The organism is Bdellovibrio bacteriovorus (assembly GCF_001592735.1).
Lineage (GTDB): Bacteria > Bdellovibrionota > Bdellovibrionia > Bdellovibrionales > Bdellovibrionaceae > Bdellovibrio > Bdellovibrio bacteriovorus_D.
The window spans coordinates 1,999,738-2,019,193 of record NZ_LUKE01000001.1; the positions used below are offsets into that span (position 1 = coordinate 1,999,738).

A 19,456-nucleotide genomic window follows, 5' to 3' on the forward strand; every position below is an offset into this window, starting at 1 on the left:
TTTTATAGTGCTCTTAAAGCTTTCAGCAAGTCACTGACTTTGATTTCAGACATGACTTCCGGCCCGACGTCATCGGGGTCATGCCCTTCGGGCATAAAGATTTGGACTTTATCTCCTCGGGCCGCCCAACGACGCGGATGCTGGACGCGCACCGGAGAATAAATTCCTAATACCGGCGTACCTAAAGAGGCGGCGATATGCGCAACCCCCGTGGAAGGAACCACGAGGGCTTTTGCGTGCTTTAAGATCAACATGAGCTCTTTGGTGTTAAGCTTATTCTGTAAAATCAAAACACGCGTGTTGTGTTTAAATTTTTCTTTGATTTCTTTAAGCCAAGGTTCATCTGCCGGCGTGCCAGTGACAACCACTTGGGTCTTTTCAGCCACTTCGGCGATCAATTGCAGGTAATTGGGAATCGGCCAGTTTAAAGCCGACCCCGCCATTCCAGGATGAACCACGATATATTCTTGCGGCGACAATTGATGCTTTTCTAAAAGTCCTGGGGAGCTAGGTGCGATCAATTTTAAAATTGGCGTCGCTTCGGTTACCGGGGTTGCATCAAAAGCATGACCTAAAAGATCTTTATTGTAATCGGCTTCATGCTTATTCGCGATGCTGCGACGTTGGCGTAAGCCTTTATTCAAAAACAAAAAGCTGTGCCATTGGGATTTTACACCCGCACGAACCGCTACGCCTTCGGCCCACAGAGCATAATTCACCCACCACGGAGCTTGAAAGCTGACCGCGATGTCGGGCTTAAATTCCCGAATGAATTGTCTTAAAGCTTTTAAGGACGTCTTCCAATCTTCTTTAGAAATTTCGATGAAAGAGCGTCTAGGATCGGCATTTTCAGGGATAAAAGAAAGTCCTTTAGCGATCACCCATTGAACTTCACAATCGGCTAGAAAGCGGACCTGATCGACACACAAAGTGCAGATCAGGTCTCCGATTTTATCTAGGCGAATCAGCAGAACTTTTTTTGCCACTATTGATATTCTTCAATCGATGGGCAAGAGCAAACAAGGTTACGGTCACCGTACGCATTGTCGACCCGGCCTACAGAAATCCAGAATTTATTTCCGCGCAGCCATTCTAGGGGATAAACCGCTTCTTCACGTGAATACGGATGATTCCACTCTGGTTTCATTAACATCTGTGCGGTGTGCGGAGCATTTTTCAATGCGTTGTTTTCTTTATCCATTTTGCCGGACTCTACCGCGGCGATCTCTTTACGAATCGCCACCATTGAATCGATGAAACGATCTAATTCTTTTTTAGATTCAGATTCAGTCGGTTCGATCATCAATGTACCCGCAACCGGGAAGCTCATGGTTGGTGCGTGGAATCCGAAATCCATCAAACGTTTCGCGATATCTGTCACATCAATCCCCGAAGTCTTCTTCACTTCGCGAGTATCAACGATACATTCATGCGCCACCAGACCGTTTTTACCTTTGTAAAGAATCGGGTAGTGCGGTTCTAATTTTTTAGCGATGTAGTTGGCGTTCAGCATGCTCACCAAAGTTGCTTTACGTAAGCCTGCCGCCCCCATCATCGTGATGTAGGCCCAAGAAATTGGTAAAATACTAGCGCTGCCCCAAGGAGCCGACGTTGTCGCTGTGATACCCTCTTTGGGTCCCGCTTCAGGAACCAAAGAATGCGTTGGCAAGAACGGCGCTAAATGCGCCCCCACGCCAATCGGTCCCACACCTGGTCCGCCCCCACCGTGAGGGATTGAGAAGGTCTTATGCAAGTTCAGGTGAGAAACGTCAGGACCAAATGTTCCGGGACGGCACATACCCACAAGGGCATTCATGTTCGCGCCATCCATGTAAACTTGTCCGCCGTTATCATGAACGATTTTGCAGATATCAACGATACCTTCTTCAAACACACCGTGAGTTGAAGGGTAAGTGATCATCAACGCCGCCAAATTATCGCGATGCTGTTCCGCTTTCACTTTTAAGTCGGCAACGTCCACGTTCCCTTGATCATCACACGCGACAACCACGACCTGCATGCCGACAAGGGCGGCTGAGGCTGGATTTGTTCCGTGTGCTGATGAAGGAATCAAGCAGATATTTCTGTGACCTTGGCCACGAGATTTGTGATATTTGCGGATCACTAGCAATCCTGCATATTCCCCTTGGGAACCCGCATTGGGTTGTAAGCTTACGGCCGCAAAGCCAGTGATATCGGCTAATTTCTTTTCAAGATCGTGAATCATTTCAATCAAGCCCGAAGCTTGTTTTACCGGAGCAAACGGGTGAAGTTTGCCGATCTCAGGCCATGACACGGGCACAAGCTCTGTCGTCGCATTTAGTTTCATCGTGCAAGATCCCAGTGGAATCATTGAATGCGTCAACGTCAGATCTTTATTTTGCAAGTGATGGATATAGCGAAGCATTTCAGTTTCGCTGCGATGAGAGTTAAACACTTGATGAGTCATGTAAGTCGACGTGCGTTCCAACGCCGTTGGGACTTTCACGTCTGCCATGGCGTCATCAATGGACTGAGCCGTAAAGGCCGCAGGCTTACCACCGTTAAAGGCGGCCCAAATTTGTTCAATGTCTTCTAAAGATGTTGTTTCATTCAATGAAATGCCCAAAGTCGAATCATCCACTTTGCGGAAATTGATTCCTAAGTTTTCAGCTTGGGTCATAATGGCCGTAAGCTTGTCGGTTTTCACGGTCACCGTATCAAAGAAAGAAGCTTTCACTGTAGGCGTGCCAAGTTTTGCCAAACCTTCAGCTAAGATTCCGGTCAAGCGTTGTACGCGCAAAGCAATTTTTTTTAGGCCTTGAGGTCCATGATAAACCGCATACATCGAAGCCATATTTGCTAGCAATACTTGCGCGGTACAAATATTGGAAGTCGCTTTTTCACGACGGATGTGTTGTTCGCGCGTTTGCAAAGCCAAGCGCAATGCCGACTTCCCTTGAGAATCCACACTCACACCCACTAAGCGGCCTGGCATCAAACGCTTGTAAGCATCTTTCGTTGCCAAGTACCCCGCGTGAGGACCACCAAAACCCAATGGAACGCCGAAACGTTGGGAGTTACCCACAACCATATCCGCACCCCATTCACCTGGAGGAGTTAAAAGAGTCATCGCCAACAAGTCTGTTGAAGCGGTGACTAAGGCGCCATGCTCTTTATATTTTTTCGCAATCGCTGAATAATCCTCAACCGCACCGCGAGTGTCTGGGTATTGGAAGAACACGCCGAATACGGGTTTAGAGAAATCGTATTTCGCCGGATCCATGATGATCATTTCAAAACCCAAAGGCTCAGCCCGTGTGCCCATAACCTCAATCACGTGAGGATGCATGTTCGGCGAAACCACAAAAGCGTTTGCTTTATTTTTGCAAAGGGAATGTGCCATGAACATGGCTTCTGCTGCAGCGGTGCCTTCATCAAGCAATGAAGCATTGGCGATCTCCATGCCGTTCAAATCAGAGATCATTGTCTGGAAATTCAAAAGCGCTTCCAAACGACCTTGAGAAATCTCTGGCTGATAAGGAGTGTAAGCCGTGTACCACACTGGATTTTCAAAGATATTTCGTTGAATTACCGTCGGCGTGATTGTGTCGTGGTAACCCATGCCGATGTATGATTTGAAAACTTTATTTTTCGAAACCATGCTTTTCAGTTTGTTCAAAAGATCGTATTCAGAAATCCCTGAACCCACATCTTCAAAAGCGTGTTGGGTGCGGATTTGGGCCGGAATAACTTTATCGGCCATTTGATCGAGTGAATTAAAACCTAAAGTTTTCAACATCTCGTGGATGTCGCTGTCAGTAGGTCCAATATGACGGGGGATGAATTCGTTCTTAGCAGAAAGATCAGCAATTTTCATAGATACCTCGAGGATACGGGCTTTGCGCGATAGCGTAGCACACCCATTACGACTATGAAAGATCTGTAAGGACTGCGGATAGGCTAATGCGAGGCGTCCTAGAGATGTTCACATTCTGCGCGCAGTTCTTTGGCGGGACGAAGTCCTTTTTGGCAGCTTTGAATGAGCTCTCGGAAGCTTTGGATTCGATCTGACTCTTTTTTGAGCTCGTCCCATTTTTCAGGCAGGTCGGGCAGTTCGGCCAGGGCCGCTCCTTCGAAACGCAGGGACCAGGCCATTTTCTGGGTCCAACGAGGTTGGGACTCGCGATTTTGTTCCACATCCCTCCAGACACTTCGAAATGAAGTTGGGAACATTTCGGACAGAATGCTAAGCTCGCGCATCTTTAATTGGAAGGTCGGATCTTGCAAAGCCTTCGCGCCATTTTGGCGATAATAGTTTTGCAGATAAGGGGTGCGTTCTTCGAGCATACGATCTTTATCAAAAGAGCTGCCGTTACAAATAATTTCACACAAACGCGGTGACTTATGCGAACTGAGTTCTGTTTTAAGTTCATCAAATTGATTCAGCTCCGAAGCATACTGATCACCCACGCGAATCACATCTAAGATGTTGGCATTAATCCAGGTGTCTTCCGGAACAGCTTCGGGATCGACTTCTTTTTTGGATGCAGGTTTTGCTGGGGTTAGTGGCGTTGCTAATGTCAGATGCTCGACAGCGTAATAAGACACCGCCGTTAACGTCACGAAGGTCGCCAAGAGAGCGCCTAAGACAAAAGCTATTATCAATTTTAAGAATGTTCGCAAGTACCGCATGAAGATTGAATTTAACACGAAGGGTACGGTCGAGAAAAGTCCGTCCGCACCTAAGAAGGTGCCCTCGCAGCCGCTTCGTCCTTGGATCTTCCATCCGAGGATTTTATGTCCTTTCCTTAGTCCAGTACCTTGATGAAAAAGGAGAGATTTAGACCATCAAATTAGTGCAGTTCTTTAATCAATCTTATAATCATTAAGATGATCGCGAGAATTTGCTTAAGAATTCTCAAGATCATCCGAAAAGACCTATAATAGTTGTTTTTGGTCATTTCGGACTCCTTCGGATAAATCCGGACGGGAGCTCCTAAAAAAGCGAGTCTGCGAGAGCAAGATTCGCTTTTTGCATTTAGCATTCCAATGTTTTTGAATTGATGTGCTCAAAATAAAAAAGGGAAGTCGAATGACCTCCCTTTTTATTTAAGCTCGAATAAAACTAATTACTTAGCTTTTTTCGTCGCTTTGCGAACGGTCTTTTTTGCCGCTTTTTTTACAGTGGCTTTTTTCTTAGAAGTTTTTGCGCTCATTGTTTTGTTGAAAACTGATTTTTCCCATTTTGCTTTTTGGGCAATCGCTTTCTTTTTGTAAGCCGCGATATTTTTTTCTAAAGAATCAGCAGAAGCTTTTACGTTCTTAATTGTTTTGTTCACTTCTTTTTCGATCTTCTCTTCAGAAGCGCTTAAAGCTTTGATGATTTCTTGGTACTTCTTCCAAGCCATCTCAATTTTTTCGTCACGTTGTTGATCAAAAGCAGTTTTTAGTTCTGTTTCTTTCTTTTTGATCTCGTCGTTCAATTTTTGGAAACCTTCAAGAAGATTTTGAACACCTTTTGAAGCCGTTAAGTCTTGAATCATTTTTTGGAATGTTGGTGTAGCCATAGTGGCCTCCTTCTTTAAAAACAACCTACAGGGCGAACATACACTTCAAAGTGCAGAAATGAAAGCCCCGGTCTGCTATTTAACCGTAAAATTACGAGTTTCTAACCAAACTTCACGTTGTGCAGAAAATTGGCCTGGGAATTTCTCTAAGCCTTTTTCGCGGGTTTTCATTGCGTATTCAGTCATGTAAGTTTTCATGGCCTCTTCGTTTTCAACCTTGTAACTGATCATTACATCTTTGCTGGAAGCTTCCATGCTGCCCCCTTTTCGCAAGCAAAGATCAGCGGTAACGAAGCCCGGTAGAGCTAATACTTCAGGAATGTGTTCGGCTTTTGCCCATTCGACAAACTGCTCATAAACTTCATGACGGACCATAAAACGCACAAGATAAGTAACCAAGGAACACTCCTAAAGCGTGAATTTGAAATCTTTGACTAACATGCCCGGAACCTTTTTGCCACCGAAAGAACGGCTTTCATAAGTTCCAACTTGAGGATCGGTTTCTTGGAAGTCCGTAACCCCTAAAAGATTTTGCCCCAAGCAGTCATACAGGTTTTCGTCAAACCGCAGATCTTTAATGGGACCTACGATTTCGCCTTTTTCGACCCAGAAGCAGGCATATCGAGTCATCCCGGTAATACGAGCATTCAAACGATCTGACCAATTTAAATAGTGCAAATTCGAAAGATAAAGGCCGGTGTCTAGTTGCTTTAAGATCTCGGATTCTTTCAAAGTTCCTGGCAAGACTTCCATCGCGCGGGGACCTTCCCAGCCCTCGGCAGCGTTACCGGTGGTGGTGTATTCTTTGGCTGAACGCGTACTGACTAAGAAGCTTTTAAGTTCGCCCTTAGAAATTAAATCCAAAGTTTCGGGAGCCAACTCGCCCAAGGAGTTAAATCGGTGAGTCAGGCCCAAGCCGTAGTTTTCACGAACTGAAAACAAAGGCGATAAGGTTTTTTCTTTATCCGCGAGTTTGGCAAGACCACAAGCCCCTTGTTTGTAGGCATTATAACTTAAAGCCCCCCAAGCCAGCATCGATGTGAGTTCGGCCACGGCTCCCGGTGCCAGATAGGTGCGATAGGCCCCCGGTTTAAGTTCCACCTTGGGCCGATTCATAAGGGCCAGCTGTCTTTGGGTGTGGGTAAGGTTGGCTGCGAAATCCTTTTGGTTCCACTCTGTCCCCGCGTAAACGGCTTTGACCGCCTTTTCGCCCATGTACAAAGAATAATCCATAAAGAAATTTTCATTGGCAAACCAATGGCTTTGACCCATTGAGTTTTTATTAGCGGAAATCAAAGGACCCGCACAATAAAGACCTGCAAGGTCTGAACCCGCAGCTGGTGTTGTGATGGCTTCAACGACGTTGGCAGGATCTAAAAGTTTCCCTTGGAAGCTGTGATCACTTTGTCCGTTGTTTTGCAAAGGCACTTGAAATGGATCTTCAGGAAGTAAATCACACTCCGTGCGCGCCATTTTCAAAAACTGATCGGCGCGTTTTTTATCGTCTTCGATGTTCCCTGTGATTGAAAAGCTCAGGTTGATAGAACGGCTATTTTTTTGGAGCAATAAAGACAGTCCGCGCTGTTCAACTTGTGTATTCTGACGAACTTTATTGTTGTTAAAGCGAATGAAAGTTGAATCTTCTGCATGCAAATTGATGTTCGCGGCTTCGTTGTTTTGCAATTGATCTAAAATGTGATCGGCAACTTTGTTAAATCCATCTTTGGTTTTTTCGGTGAAGTTCATGCTCATCTCCTAGGCCCCAAACACTTCAATGTTCGCGAAAAGACAATAAGGTGTTGTATGACCCACACGGATCACTTGATTTGGCTCGCCCTTACCGCAGAACGGGGACCCGTAGGTTTCACGGGCTTGGCTGACGGCTTTTAAGCTGTTCCAGAAGGGCACCGTGATGCCGCGATAGTTAGGATTTTTCAAAGTCTTCGTCAATTGACCGTTTTCAATGAGTTTGGCGTACTCGCAACCGAATTGGAATTTATTGCGGTAGTCGTCAATTGACCAAGATTTATTCGCCATCATAAAGACGCCACGCTCAACAGAAGCGATCATGTCCTCGAGGCGAGATGTGCCTGGCTCTAAATTGATATTGGCCATGCGATCAATTGGCGCACGATTCCACGAGGAAGAACGCGTGTTCGCCACTCCCGGAAGTTTTAAGCGGGCTTGAGATTCTAAACCCCCCAGGCCACGTTCTAACTTTCCTTCGCGGATTAAAAATTCTTTGGTCGCTTTGTTGCCAGAATCATCAAACGCGTAAGAGGCCATCGCATCTTGCACCGTCGGATCGAAAGTGACGTTCATAAGTTTTGATCCGTATTGCAAAGTGCCGAAGTCTTGAGGCTTCACGAAACTCCAACCAGCATAGTTGCGCTCATCACCTAAAATGCGATCGTATTCGAGTGGATGACCGATGGACTCATGCACTTGCAAAGTCATTTGGTCCGGCGCCAACAACAAATCCATGGTTTCATTTGGGCAGTTTTCTGAAGTCAAAAGTTCGACGGCTTCTTCAGCCACACGACGGCTGCGCTCTAAAATAGAAACACGATCAAAGATTTCCGCGCCGACTTGGAAACAACGGGCTAAGCCCCCATTTTCGGTGCGAGTTTGAAACTCACTGCCTTCGGCCGCCGTGGCTGAAAAGTCAGTACTGACGATGGAAAAGTTTTGTTCCATTTCAGAACCGGACGAAGAAATAGAATAGAAATGAGTTTCCACGATCATCGCGGTTGCCTGTCGGCTGACAATTTTATCTGAAACCTTCATGGCTTTATTGGCATCAACAAAGATGTCTGAAATCTCTTTTGCTGAAAAACTATCTAAAGGCTTGATAACAGGAGATTTATAGCGACCTTGTGACTGGGGTCTTTGCTCTAGTGTGAAGTTAAACGCTTTTTTGTCCACGGCAGATCTTGCCATCAAAACCGCTCTGTCAGCGGCTTTGCGGATACCGGCGTCAGAAATGTCACTGGTGCCAGCATAGCCGAAATGACCGTTCACCAAAACTTCCACCATGACACCATCATCGTAAGAGATCTGATTTCGGTCCGGTTTTTCATCGCGGTAAGAGCGAAGCGTAGTTTTTTCTGTAACGTGGCGTAGACTGATCCAATCAGCGTGGTTTTTCACGGATTGCAGAGTGCGTTGTAGATCCATCATTCGGAAAACCTCTCTCAAAAAATGAGCAATAGGTGCTTTGTACTGGTGACAAAATAACTTGGCAAGGCCTTTGCTTTAACAGATTTGCAGGGAAAAGTGGGGACGATTTGGCGCCTCTGCTTAGAGCTTCGGCTTGGCCGAAGTAGGACGGGGATTTTATGAGAGTATTTTTAGCAGCTTTAGCCACCATAGCAATTGCACTTTTTACACAATTTAACATCGCCCAAGCGATGACGATGGATGAAACTCCGGCGTGCTTTGTTGCGAGTGAAGGAATTTATCGCGGATCATGGGTGAAGCACCGCATTTATGTGAACGAGGACGTGGTTTTTGGCGCCAATGATCTTGGTTCCATCCTAAATCAGCTAGAAAACTTGCGCGGACAGGGGACTTGCCGCTAAAGTCTGCCTGTTGAACAGAGCAGAATACCTTTCCCATCATTGGACTTCTTATCCCGCCATGCCTTCCGAAGTGAAAGTGGCGGGAAGGATATATAAGATCGAACGCGAAGAAGGTTTAAAACTTCAACTTATTCGCGATGAAAAGATCCACAAAGTTTCGTTTCAAATAGCACCGCCACATTCTGAACATCTGATTGAAGGTGATTTGGTCGCAGTGACTTCAGCTGAAGAAATAGTTTTACTCTCACCGCAATTAACGGCGCTGCCGTTAAGACATTTCGATAAAGTTTTTTTGCAAGAATGGTCAGCTTATTTAAATCAAATTCGCGAGTTCTTTAAAAAGAAAGAATTCGTGGAGGTGAAAACTCCAAGTCTGGTGCGTTGCCCGGGAACTGAGCCGAGCTTAGATGTGTTTACGACTTTGTTAGTTCAAGGTTCAAGACAGGAGCGCCTTTACCTCCCGACCAGTCCGGAACTGCATTTAAAAAAAGCCTTAGCCTTGGGCGGAGAGAAAATTTTTGAACTGGCCCCCTGTTTCCGCAATGGGGAAATCACCCAAAGACATCAGCCCGAGTTTTTAATGTTAGAATGGTATCGCGCTTACGAAGCGTTGCCAGCGATCAAAGATGATGTCGTGGCTCTTATTGGGCATATGGTAAAATTTCTTAATGTTGCAGCACCGGTCTCGGTTCATACTTATAGTGTCGCGGAACTTTTTAAAATATATTGCGATTTTGATTTCACGCCGCAGACTTCGGCCATTGATCTAAAAAATTTGGCGGATCGTTTAGAAGTCGATGTGCAAAGTGCAGAAAGCATTGATGATCTGTTTTTCCTGATCTTTATGGAAAAAATTGAATCACAGTTACCACCGGAAGATTTAGTTTTCGTAGAAAAGTATCCACCTTATCAAGCAGCCTTAGCGCGACTCACTGAAGACGGATGGGGTGATCGGTTTGAAGCTTATTGGAAAGGTTTAGAACTGGCCAATGCCTTTAACGAATTAAACGATCCCTACGTTCAGCGCCACCGAGCTCAAGAAGACCTCAATAAGAAAAAAGAAAGTCATCGCGAGCCGGTGTCTTTAGATGAAGAGTTTTTTCGCTGCCTGGAAGCGGGGATGCCGCCATCAGCGGGGATCGCCTTGGGAGTCGAGCGGCTCTATATGGCTTTAAAAGGCATCTCTGACATCGAGGACTTGCGTCTTTTTCCACAATTAAATTTGCGCTGGTAGTCACATAACTTATAGCGTCACGTGTTTGTGTTGAGACATACTTCGGACCCCGATAGGGTTACGAACATGAAATGTAAGCATCCAACAATCATTCAAGGTGGCATGGGTATCGCGGTTTCTAACTGGAACCTGGCAAAAACCGTTTCCATGACGGGGCAACTGGGCGTGATTTCTGGAACAGCTATCAATTCTGTTTTAGTTCGACGTTTGCAAGACGGAGATCTTGAAGGTCATGTTCGTCGCGCAATGCGTGCATTTCCATCGCAAACTATCGCCAACAGAATCTTAGAGACTTATTTCATCGAAGGCGGCCGCCAAAAAAATCAAACCTATAAAAGATCGCCTTTATATTCTTTAGAGTCGCCGCTGGCGCTACAACAATTAACGGTGGTGGCGTGTTTTGTCGAGGTGTGGTTAGCGAAAGAAGGCCACGACGGTGTTGTCGGTTTAAATCTTTTAGAGAAGGTTCAGCTTCCGAACTTGGCTTGCCTTTATGGTGCGATGCTTGCTGATGTGGATTACGTCATTATGGGGGCGGGTATTCCGCGCGAAATCCCGGGGGCGTTGGATTTATTAAGCGAAAATAAAACGGCCAGTTTGAAAATTTCAGTCGTAGGTGCTTCTGAAGAATCACTGACCTACTTCCACCCGCACCAAGTGATGGAAGAAACAGAGTTAAAACCTTTAAAACGTCCGTTCTTTTTTCCGATTGTCTCTTCAGCCGTACTTGCGGCGAACTTAAAGAAAAAATCCACGGGCCGCGTGGATGGTTTTATCGTCGAAGGCCCTTTGGCGGGCGGGCACAATGCTCCGCCACGGGGGCCGATGAAGCTGACTGATCAGGGCGAGCCGATTTACGGTGAACGAGATGTCGTTTCTTTAGAAGACATGAAGGCGTTAGAACTTCCATTTTGGATGGCGGGATATTATGCAACGCCAGAAAAGATGGCCGAAGTCCAAAGCTTGGGTGCTCACGGCATTCAAGTGGGAACATTGTTTGCGTTTTGTGATGAATCAGGAGTCGCGCTTGAGCATCGTGAACGCGCTATTGCTGATATTTTGAAAAAACAAGCCCCGGACGGAAGTTGGATTTTTACAGATCCACGTTCTTCACCAACAGGTTTTCCGTTTAAAGCGGCAAAATTAGATTGGACCGTTTCCCAAGAAACTCTTTACGCGCAAAGAAAACGTATTTGTGATTTAGGTTATCTTCGTCATGCTTATCAAAAAGAAGATGGCAGCGTGGGGCAGCGTTGTCCGGCAGAACCCGTGAAAGACTATGTTCGTAAAGGCGGCTTAGAAGAAGACACCGTCGGGCGCAAATGTTTATGTAATGCTTTGATGGCCGATATCGGTATGGGACAGATTCAGGCCGGTGGCATTGCAGAACTTCCGCTTTTAACTGCAGGTGATGATTTGAATAACGTGGCTCGCATGCTAAAGCCCGGTAAAAAATCTTACGGCGCCAAAGATGTGATTAACTATCTTCAGTCGCCGTTAGCCGTAACCGTTAAAATTAACGATGATAATAAGTTTCCGTCACGCCCCCACAACGACCGTGGTGAGCAAAACGCTGAAATTTTTTAAGCTTCGAAAATTTCCCGTACTTATAAAAAGGACGGTGAAAGTGGTGCGGGAAGATCATCATGATGACGATCTTCCATAACACAAAAGCCCCCGCGATATGCCAGAATGGAATGTCCAAATACTGAGCGGGCAGCTGCGAAAGATAAATCGGGGACAAGTAATTCCATAAAAAATAAACTGGAAGCGCCCACACAACAGGTCCAATAAGTCTAAATAATCTCATCTGCAAAGTTCCTTATTTGTTTAAACCAAATGCTTTTAAAAAGGCCTCGTTACCGTCGATTTCGATATCTGATAGGTGAACGTTTATAATTTTTAAATCTGACAAAGTGACGTTGCTGATCTTGATATCCGTCAGCGAGCAATCGCTGAACATCACTTTAGTAAGGTGACAGTTATCAAGCTTCATATCGGCAAAGCCTTTCTTTTTTAGAATCCATGTTCCTTCAAAAGAAATGATCACCTCATTAAGTTGCGAATTTATAAATTCGACGTCTTGAAAGCTGGCGCCTTTGATCACGCAGTCCTTAAGGGTTGATGATACAAAGTGCACGTCGTGAAAGGACACACCATGGGTTTCAAGGCCATCGATGGTGGATTGTCCCAAGGCCACATCCTTTAAAGAAGTGCCATGTAAAACCGAATCTTTAAACTGGGACTTTCCTTCAAAGTGAACATCATGAATCACGCAGCCATTGCACTCAAGATTATCTATCGCACTGCCTTCTTTGATAGCCACGTCGCTTAACTTGCATCCGTGAAAGTGCGTTTCAGACAGGGTCGCGTTTCTCATCTGCAAGTCACTGATTGAACTGCCAGCGACGCCGAGGTGAGCGATTTCGCTATTTTCGATATCCAGATCGCTGACCTTGCTGGCATCAATGCGGTTGTTGTTCATTTTAGAATTTTTCAAAGCAACGTCCGAAAAAGACGACACCGTGATCGCATTTTTATTAAATTCAGACTGCGGTCCGCGAGGGGCTTCGAATTTTGACATGGTGATAGAGTTCCCCTCGCCCGTATCTTGGCCGAAGGGACCGCCCATAGCTTCGTGCATTTTTTCGTGGATTTTATCATGAATAAAAGACGCGAAATGAGGAGGACCTCCGCGGAACTCGCGCGGTCCATGAGCCCAAGGACCACGGCGACCACGGCGTTTGAAGCGTTCATCGTGATGGTGATCATGACGTTCATGACGGTCACCGCGACGATCGCGTTCATCCTCCTCATTTTGTGAGTTGGCTTGGGCCGAGCCCTCAGCTTGGGCCTTCTTCATCAACTCCTCGATAAGGGCGGTGGCCTGATCATCGGTGAGTGCGCCAGATTTATTCATTTCTAAAACTTTTTTGATTTGTTCGTTCATCACTTTGAGCCTTTCTTGATCTGTTTCATAGCCTGATCAAAAGTGATCTCGCCTTTTTCAAGACGAGAAAGAACTTCTTCGGTCGCATTTGCCGAAGAAGCGGGTTTAGGTTTTTCTCCCACTTCGCTTTCTAATCCGACGGCGAGCTTATTTTTTAGCTGGGTCAAACGATTGCGGATGGTGGGATAGCTCAGACCCAAAGCGGGTTCCATGTCGCGGACTCTTCCTTCGCACTGAATGAAGATTCGCAAAAAATGTAAGTCTTCCGGTGGCAAGGTCGCGAATTCATTTAACTGAAAAGGGCCTTCCACGCGGATGTTACAGTGACCGCAAGACAAGACTGTTGGGCTCAAAAAGCCATTGCAAGCGGGGCATAGAATGTTTGAATCGATATTGCTCATATTCACATTTATAGCGCTTTTTATTTAAAATATCAATATCGATTTTAATATATTAAAAATTACATAGAAATACTAAGAATTTTAAGGGGTTATGGAAGGCCCCTTGAAAGTCGGCGCGATTCAAGATTTTCGGGTAATTAAAAATAAAAAAGGCTGCTCACGAGCAGCCTTTAGTTTTCTAAGCTTCTATCAAAAGACTTAGTTTTTGCCTTTATTGATGTCTTCTTTAAGTTCTTTTCCTACTTTAAAGAAGGGAAGTTTTTTCTCTTCGACATTGATGATTTCACCCGTGCGAGGATTGCGTCCTTTATAGGCGCCATACTGACGATTGACGAATGAACCAAAGCCACGAATTTCAATGCGGTCGTCACGCATCAAAGCTTCCACCATAGAATCAAAAATGGTGTTCACCACAGTCTCCGCTTTTACGCGAGTGATGCCTGCTTTTTCCGAGATCAAATTTATTAAATCCGCTTTCGTCATGCTGGTTCCTTAAAGTATTGATAACACTCTCGATTATACAGAGCCTGGGGGCTCTGACTATCAAAATCCCTGGTTTTAACTCATTGCTTCTTATACAAACCGGTATTAATCAGGATTTTACGATAAGCATCAAGGGTTGCCTGGACCATTTTGGGCGTATCGAACAGATCAACCACTTTTTGGCGGGCTCTTTCGCCTATTTCGTCCGCCGAAAGAGTGCCGGAAAAAATCTCTACCAGCACATTGGCCATGGAATCTGAATCGGCAGGTCTTAATAAGAACCCATCACGTCCGTCTTCAATGATATTGGCAATCGGGGACACTTCCGAACCCACAACCACCTTTTTTTGCGCCATCGCCTCTAAAGTCGAAGGTTCAAAACCCGTCGTGCGCGAGCCCATGTTTACAAAGACATCACCCAGGATGATATAATCTTCGATTTCCTGAGCCGGAACCGCGCCGGTCATTATCACGCGATTACCTAAGGCGAGGTTTAGAATCTCAAATTCAATATTTTTAAATTTGGGACCATTGCCGACAATCATCAAATAGCTATTAGGCTTTTTTAAAGCGACTTTCTCAAAAGCTCTTAAAACCGGCAAAATTTCTGCTACTTCCGTCATGTCTGAAATAGTCACGGCGACGTGAGCATTTTCGGGAATAGCTAATTTTTTTCTTAGCTCTAAAGACTTTTCTTTCGGAGTTAAGTCCCCCAATTCGATTCCGTAAGGAACCGTGTAGGTGTGAAAATCAGGGTAAAGATAATAGCGCTCTAAGATAATTCTTTGCTGAGGATTGGTGACAAAGATTCCGTCGGCGGTTGATAGCAAGCGACGATCGCCGCCGTAATAAGTCGTTAAAAACTTATAAGCGGTCGCCAGTCCCGTGGAAAGCATGCTTCCTAAGGTGTCTTGTTTCATGGCTAAGATCGCAAAAAGTTGTGACATTTGTGTCGCTTCCACGTCGTATGCGATCGCCACATTCAGATTTTTTTTTCGTGTGCCAATACGATAGCCTGATTTATCGATGCTATGAACGATATGAAAGGGCTCTTCTTTATGAAGCTGGGCAAAGCGTTGGCGCACGGCCATTTGGAAGTTTAAATGCGAAAGATTCTTGGCACCTTCGTGTAAGAAAAAAACGCGGACACCATCACGCACCACTTCAGGTTTCTTTAGTAAAGAACTTGCAGCAAGAACCGTAACCTTATGCCCTTCTTTGGCTAAACCTTTAGCAATAGGCCAAAGAAAGCCATGATCGGTTGCACGACTTAAAATCGGGAACCGATGAGACGTCAGACAGATGTTTAAAGATTCCGGCAAAGCCTTTTTAGCCATACTAATCCAGTTCCGCGGGCCGAGCCCGCCGCACCTCTTACGGCGCAAGCCGCCAATCTATCTTAAGTGATTGAGGGCTCGATTGTACAGACGATTGAGTTCATTTAAGGACGAATCCATTAAGTGACGCTCTTGAGAAAATTGTTCGGAAAGTGTTTCGGCAAGCTTCAGGCTTGGTTTGGCCAAAAGTTTTATGAGGTCTTTTTGCAACTGTTCATGCTGCAGGACCCAACAGTTCACGCCGTTTTTCCAAAGATCGGCATGGATGCTGGATTGTTTTGAATCCAAGACCAGGACGGCATGGGACTGAATCGCCCGCATTACGTATTCGGTCATTTCAATCGGGGTCAAAGATTGGCCAGCTAATACCAAAGCCGTGCTTTTTTGTAAAAGGGTGCGACTGATGGAAGGTTCAAGTTCACCGGTGACAGCCCAGTTGCCCGCGCATTGATGGGCTTCCATCCACGCGGCGAATTTTTTTCTATCGCGCAAGGACCAGTGAGAATAAGACCCCCACAAGATCACTTTAAATTTTGCAGCGATGGTTCTAAGACGAATGAAGGCGTCGGAAGAAGGTTTAAATCCTGTTTCTCGAAACGGAATGACGATAAACTCTCCTTGAGTCAGGCTATCGACAAAACGCAAAACTTCTTCGTCACTTGTGATAATCTCTGAGGGGTGTTGCAGATCCAAAACCGGTGGTAAGATGCCGCGTCCTTGCCGCCGAGAACTGACATTAAGACCACGCAATTGGCCAAGGTTTTCAACGGTCGGACAAGTGATGATGTCACTTTCTTCCACCAAATAGCGCACGGGATTTCGACGTGTCAGTCCGTGTTTAATATTTAAAAGCGAGGTTGTAAGAACGCAAGAGGGATGAGATTTGGCGAATGTGGAAAGCACAATTTGTGCTCCATTCATGCGATCTTCTTCTAAAAGCAGATGGAAAATCTGGGGCTGTAAGCCAAAAAGTCCCGGAATGATTCTTAATCCTTCAAGGGCGCTCCAGCGACGAAAATAAGCCATGATTTCAATGCCGTTGCTGTTTTCTGGAGGCACTTCTCCATAACTGGTCATCAAGACGACTTCGTGCTGTTGAGATTTGAGGGCTTTCGCCAATTGCCAAGAAGTCGAGTTGATATGCTGACTGGCCAGAATTATTTTCGCCATTCAAGTCCAAGGGCTTTATAGATTTTATCTAAGATTTTACGATTCGCTTCAGGGATGTTGCGATGGCGCAGTTCTTCAGGGTGAATCCATTCCAACATCATGTGATGTTTGGCTTTGGGTTGTCCCTTCCAATACAGAATTTCGTAAAATAAAATCAAAATGCCGACGTCACCAAAAGAGTGAGTGCAAGCAAGCTTTAGGTCGCCGACCTCGGCTTCGATACCCAATTCTTCATTGAGCTCGCGAGCTAAGGCTTCTTCGGGAGTTTCGCCAGATTCGATTTTGCCGCCAGGGAATTCCCATTGACCCGCCAGCGAGTTATTTTCAGGACGTTGACCGACCAAGATTTTACCGTCTTTGCGCAAAAATCCAGCGACCACGGGAATCCAGTGGCCTTTCCTAATTTTCGACTTTTTCGGCTTTACCTCGACCGCATTATCGTCCGTCATTAAACCTTCTCGCGACTTCATGGAAAAAATCGGGGCCATGAAATACAAGCGCACTATAAATTTGAACAAGATCTGCGCCCATTTGCAATCTTTCAAAGACATCTTCTGCGGATAAGACGCCTCCAGCGCTGACTAATAGTAATCCCTCTCGTTTTTTGCCTAAACTTTCAACAGCAATTTGCAAAGCGCGCTTTGAAAGGTCTTTCAAAGGTGCTCCGGAAAGACCACCTTCTGCAGGAAAATGACAGCCAGCGGGACGGGATAAAGTCGTGTTTGTTAACACAAATCCGTCAATGCCCAACTGTTGGCAGTGCTGCACAGTTTCGGAAAGAAGCTCTTCCCCCATATCCGGAGAAAGTTTTACGAGAACGGGTGTGGGTTCGAAGTGAGAGACTTTTTCTAAGATCGGACCCAGCAGATGGCTTAGATTTTCTTTGCTTTGTAAATCACGCAGACCTTTGGTGTTCGGACTCGAGATGTTAACCACAAATGCGTCGGCAAAAGGTCTGAATTTATCTATCAGGGTGACATAATCATTCACTGCCTCTTCATTGGGCGTGTGACGATTTTTCCCGATGTTTACAAAAATCGGGGTGCGATAGTTGGGTGCATAGCCCGCAAGATTAAAAAAAGTTTCGTCAGCCCCCGCGCTGGGAAATCCCATCTTATTCCACATCGCTTGCAGATGCAGATCGCGATCCATAATTTTTCCCGGATTGGGATCTTGGGGGCGAGGAGTGACGGTGCCGACTTCAACAAAGCCGCAACCAAGTTTCCACCAATCATTCAGATGATCGGCATTTTTATCGACGCCCCCGGCAATTCCCAAGGGGTTTGCAAAGTGCAGGTCACGCCAAGTGAAACTTTTCCAGTGCGGAGTTTTTTGTCCGTAAATTGCGGAGTAGAGAGGAAGAGCCAGTGAGCTCAAATCATGAGCCCACTGGGGTGGCAATAAAAGCCAAGGACGCATATCAGTCCTATCTTGGGTAAAGACCGCGAAGAAGCATCGCTTTTTCTAGACGTTGAACTGAAACCGCCATTGCCGCAGATCTCATGTCGACGTTTTTTTCTTTAGAAAACGCGTAACCTTTATCGAAAGCCTTGGTGATAATACCTTTTAGACGACCGTTCACTTCATCTTCATCCCAGAAGTAAGACATAACGTCTTGAACCCATTCGAAGTAAGACACGATCACGCCACCGCCATTGGCGATAACGTCTGGAGCGATGAAAACTCCACGTTTATGAAGAATTTTTGTCGCGGAGTTTGTGATAGGTCCGTTGGCACCTTCGCAAATAATTTTTGCCTGGATTTTTTCCGCATTGTGCGTGTCGATTTGATTTTCAAGCGCGCAAGGGAAAAGCGCATCACATTTTACTTCAAGCAATTCTTCATTCGAAATCGGTTGAGCTTTTGGATAGCCTTTAAGGACTTTGTGAGTTTTTACATATTCCATGACGTCGGCGATATCTAGACCATCACCGTTGTGGATACCGCCTGAAACGTCGCTCACGGCCACGATGCGGGCGCCACGTTCGCTAGCAAATTTTGCCGCGAAAGATCCTACATTACCGAAACCTTGAATCGCGATTGTCGATCCGCGCATGTTCATGCCGCAAACTTCGAAAGCTTTTTCGGCAACGTAAACAACACCCAAACCTGTGGCGTGGTTGCGACCCAAAGATCCACCGATTTCCACCGGCTTCCCTGTCACAACACCGGGTTGTGCAAAGCCACCTTGTTCTTGTGAGTACGTGTCCATGAACCAAGCCATGGTTTGCGGGTCTGTGCCCACGTCAGGAGCTGGAATATCTTTAGTGGGTCCGACGAAAGGTCCAATTTCAGAGGCGTAACGACGAGTTAAATTTTGTTTTTCAGTGCGAGACAGTTTGGTTGGGTCAACAGTGATACCACCTTTTGCTCCACCTAAAGGAAGGCCCAAAACAGAATTTTTGAAAGTCATCAAAGCCGCAAGGCCGACAACTTCCGAAAGATCTACGTTTTGGTGATAACGGATACCGCCCTTGTAAGGGCCTAAAGTCGGAGAGTATTGAACACGGTAACCAGTGAACACTTTCACACTGTAGTCATCCATGCGCACCGGCACTGAGACGGTGATAGCACGACGAGGTCTTTTTAGACGCTCAAGAACGTTTGGATCGCAGTTGATAAGTTTTGCACCTTCTTCAAGAGTTTGAAGGGCGTTTCTAAAAAGAGGCCCGTCATAGAGGGGCTCAATTTTGTGTTCCATGATTTTGTATCTCCATTTATTGAGTCTTCTGTGCGGAATTAGTCACAGTA

Annotated in this window: 19 protein-coding genes; 3 read left to right on the plus strand and 16 right to left on the minus strand. The window is 45.8% G+C overall.

Going from position 1 to position 19,456, the window contains the following annotated elements:
* Positions 1-2: 2 nt before the first annotated feature.
* The 7 genes from AZI86_RS09785 to AZI86_RS09815 all read right to left on the minus strand — a co-directional run bounded on the left by AZI86_RS09785 (position 3) and on the right by AZI86_RS09815 (position 8,726).
* Positions 3-986: a glycosyltransferase family 9 protein gene (locus AZI86_RS09785; RefSeq protein WP_061834857.1), complete on the minus strand. Its 984-nt coding sequence runs from the start codon at positions 984-986 to the stop codon at positions 3-5.
* Positions 986-3,859, minus strand: coding sequence for an aminomethyl-transferring glycine dehydrogenase (gene gcvP / locus AZI86_RS09790; RefSeq protein WP_061834858.1), 2,874 nt, complete (start codon positions 3,857-3,859; stop codon positions 986-988). Before gcvP ends, AZI86_RS09785 begins: the two co-directional genes overlap by 1 nt.
* Before the next feature lie 98 nt (positions 3,860-3,957).
* Positions 3,958-4,674 carry a hypothetical protein gene (locus AZI86_RS09795; protein WP_157684672.1) on the minus strand — a complete coding sequence of 239 codons (717 nt, stop codon included), beginning with the start codon at positions 4,672-4,674 and terminating at the stop codon, positions 3,958-3,960.
* Between the two features lie 437 nt (positions 4,675-5,111).
* On the minus strand, positions 5,112-5,549 hold the full coding sequence (locus AZI86_RS09800; RefSeq protein ID WP_061834860.1) for a hypothetical protein: 438 nt from the start codon (positions 5,547-5,549) through the stop codon (positions 5,112-5,114).
* A 75-nt stretch (positions 5,550-5,624) separates the two neighbouring features.
* Positions 5,625-5,948, minus strand: coding sequence for a DUF4286 family protein (locus AZI86_RS09805; RefSeq protein WP_061834861.1), 324 nt, complete (start codon positions 5,946-5,948; stop codon positions 5,625-5,627).
* A gap of 9 nt (positions 5,949-5,957) precedes the next feature.
* Positions 5,958-7,295 (minus strand): TldD/PmbA family protein, encoded by a 1,338-nt coding sequence (locus tag AZI86_RS09810; RefSeq protein ID WP_253715852.1) that lies wholly within the window; start codon positions 7,293-7,295, stop codon positions 5,958-5,960.
* 9 nt (positions 7,296-7,304) lie between these two features.
* Entirely contained in the window at positions 7,305-8,726 is a 1,422-nt protein-coding gene (locus AZI86_RS09815) for a TldD/PmbA family protein (protein ID WP_061835138.1), read from the minus strand.
* A gap of 161 nt (positions 8,727-8,887) precedes the next feature.
* Between AZI86_RS09815 and AZI86_RS09820 the strand changes: the two genes are divergently transcribed.
* The 3 genes from AZI86_RS09820 to AZI86_RS09830 all read left to right on the plus strand — a co-directional run bounded on the left by AZI86_RS09820 (position 8,888) and on the right by AZI86_RS09830 (position 11,951).
* On the plus strand, positions 8,888-9,130 hold the full coding sequence (locus AZI86_RS09820) for a hypothetical protein (protein ID WP_061834863.1): 243 nt from the start codon (positions 8,888-8,890) through the stop codon (positions 9,128-9,130).
* A gap of 10 nt (positions 9,131-9,140) precedes the next feature.
* Positions 9,141-10,364, plus strand: a complete 1,224-nt coding sequence (gene epmA / locus AZI86_RS09825; protein ID WP_253715854.1) for an EF-P lysine aminoacylase EpmA — start codon at positions 9,141-9,143, stop codon at positions 10,362-10,364.
* Positions 10,365-10,430: 66 nt separating this feature from the next.
* The gene (locus tag AZI86_RS09830; RefSeq protein WP_081111833.1) at positions 10,431-11,951 is read left to right on the plus strand and encodes a nitronate monooxygenase; all 1,521 of its coding nucleotides are present in this window, start codon (positions 10,431-10,433) and stop codon (positions 11,949-11,951) included.
* Here the strand turns inward: AZI86_RS09830 and AZI86_RS19210 are convergent.
* The 9 genes from AZI86_RS19210 to AZI86_RS09870 form a co-directional block, all read right to left on the minus strand.
* Entirely contained in the window at positions 11,881-12,174 is a 294-nt protein-coding gene (locus AZI86_RS19210) for a hypothetical protein (RefSeq protein WP_157684673.1), read from the minus strand. The genes AZI86_RS09830 and AZI86_RS19210 overlap by 71 nt on opposite strands.
* A gap of 12 nt (positions 12,175-12,186) precedes the next feature.
* Positions 12,187-13,314, minus strand: coding sequence for a pentapeptide repeat-containing protein (locus AZI86_RS09835; protein ID WP_061834864.1), 1,128 nt, complete (start codon positions 13,312-13,314; stop codon positions 12,187-12,189).
* Positions 13,314-13,715, minus strand: a complete 402-nt coding sequence (locus AZI86_RS09840; protein ID WP_061834865.1) for a DUF2089 domain-containing protein — start codon at positions 13,713-13,715, stop codon at positions 13,314-13,316. The genes AZI86_RS09835 and AZI86_RS09840 overlap by 1 nt, the downstream gene beginning before the upstream one ends.
* Positions 13,716-13,913: 198 nt before the next feature.
* Positions 13,914-14,198: an HU family DNA-binding protein gene (locus AZI86_RS09845; protein WP_061834866.1), complete on the minus strand. Its 285-nt coding sequence runs from the start codon at positions 14,196-14,198 to the stop codon at positions 13,914-13,916.
* 80 nt (positions 14,199-14,278) lie between these two features.
* Positions 14,279-15,535 carry a glycosyltransferase family 4 protein gene (locus AZI86_RS09850; protein WP_061834867.1) on the minus strand — a complete coding sequence of 419 codons (1,257 nt, stop codon included), beginning with the start codon at positions 15,533-15,535 and terminating at the stop codon, positions 14,279-14,281.
* Positions 15,536-15,592: 57 nt separating this feature from the next.
* A complete protein-coding gene (locus tag AZI86_RS09855; RefSeq protein WP_061834868.1) occupies positions 15,593-16,705 on the minus strand; it encodes a hypothetical protein in 1,113 nt (370 codons plus the stop codon).
* Positions 16,693-17,154, minus strand: coding sequence for an 8-oxo-dGTP diphosphatase MutT (gene mutT / locus AZI86_RS09860; protein ID WP_061834869.1), 462 nt, complete (start codon positions 17,152-17,154; stop codon positions 16,693-16,695). The genes AZI86_RS09855 and mutT overlap by 13 nt, the downstream gene beginning before the upstream one ends.
* Positions 17,141-18,124 (minus strand): quinone-dependent dihydroorotate dehydrogenase, encoded by a 984-nt coding sequence (locus AZI86_RS09865; protein ID WP_061834870.1) that lies wholly within the window; start codon positions 18,122-18,124, stop codon positions 17,141-17,143. The genes mutT and AZI86_RS09865 overlap by 14 nt, the downstream gene beginning before the upstream one ends.
* Before the next feature lie 7 nt (positions 18,125-18,131).
* Positions 18,132-19,406: a Glu/Leu/Phe/Val family dehydrogenase gene (locus tag AZI86_RS09870; RefSeq protein WP_061834871.1), complete on the minus strand. Its 1,275-nt coding sequence runs from the start codon at positions 19,404-19,406 to the stop codon at positions 18,132-18,134.
* Between the last annotated feature and the right edge of the window lie 50 nt (positions 19,407-19,456).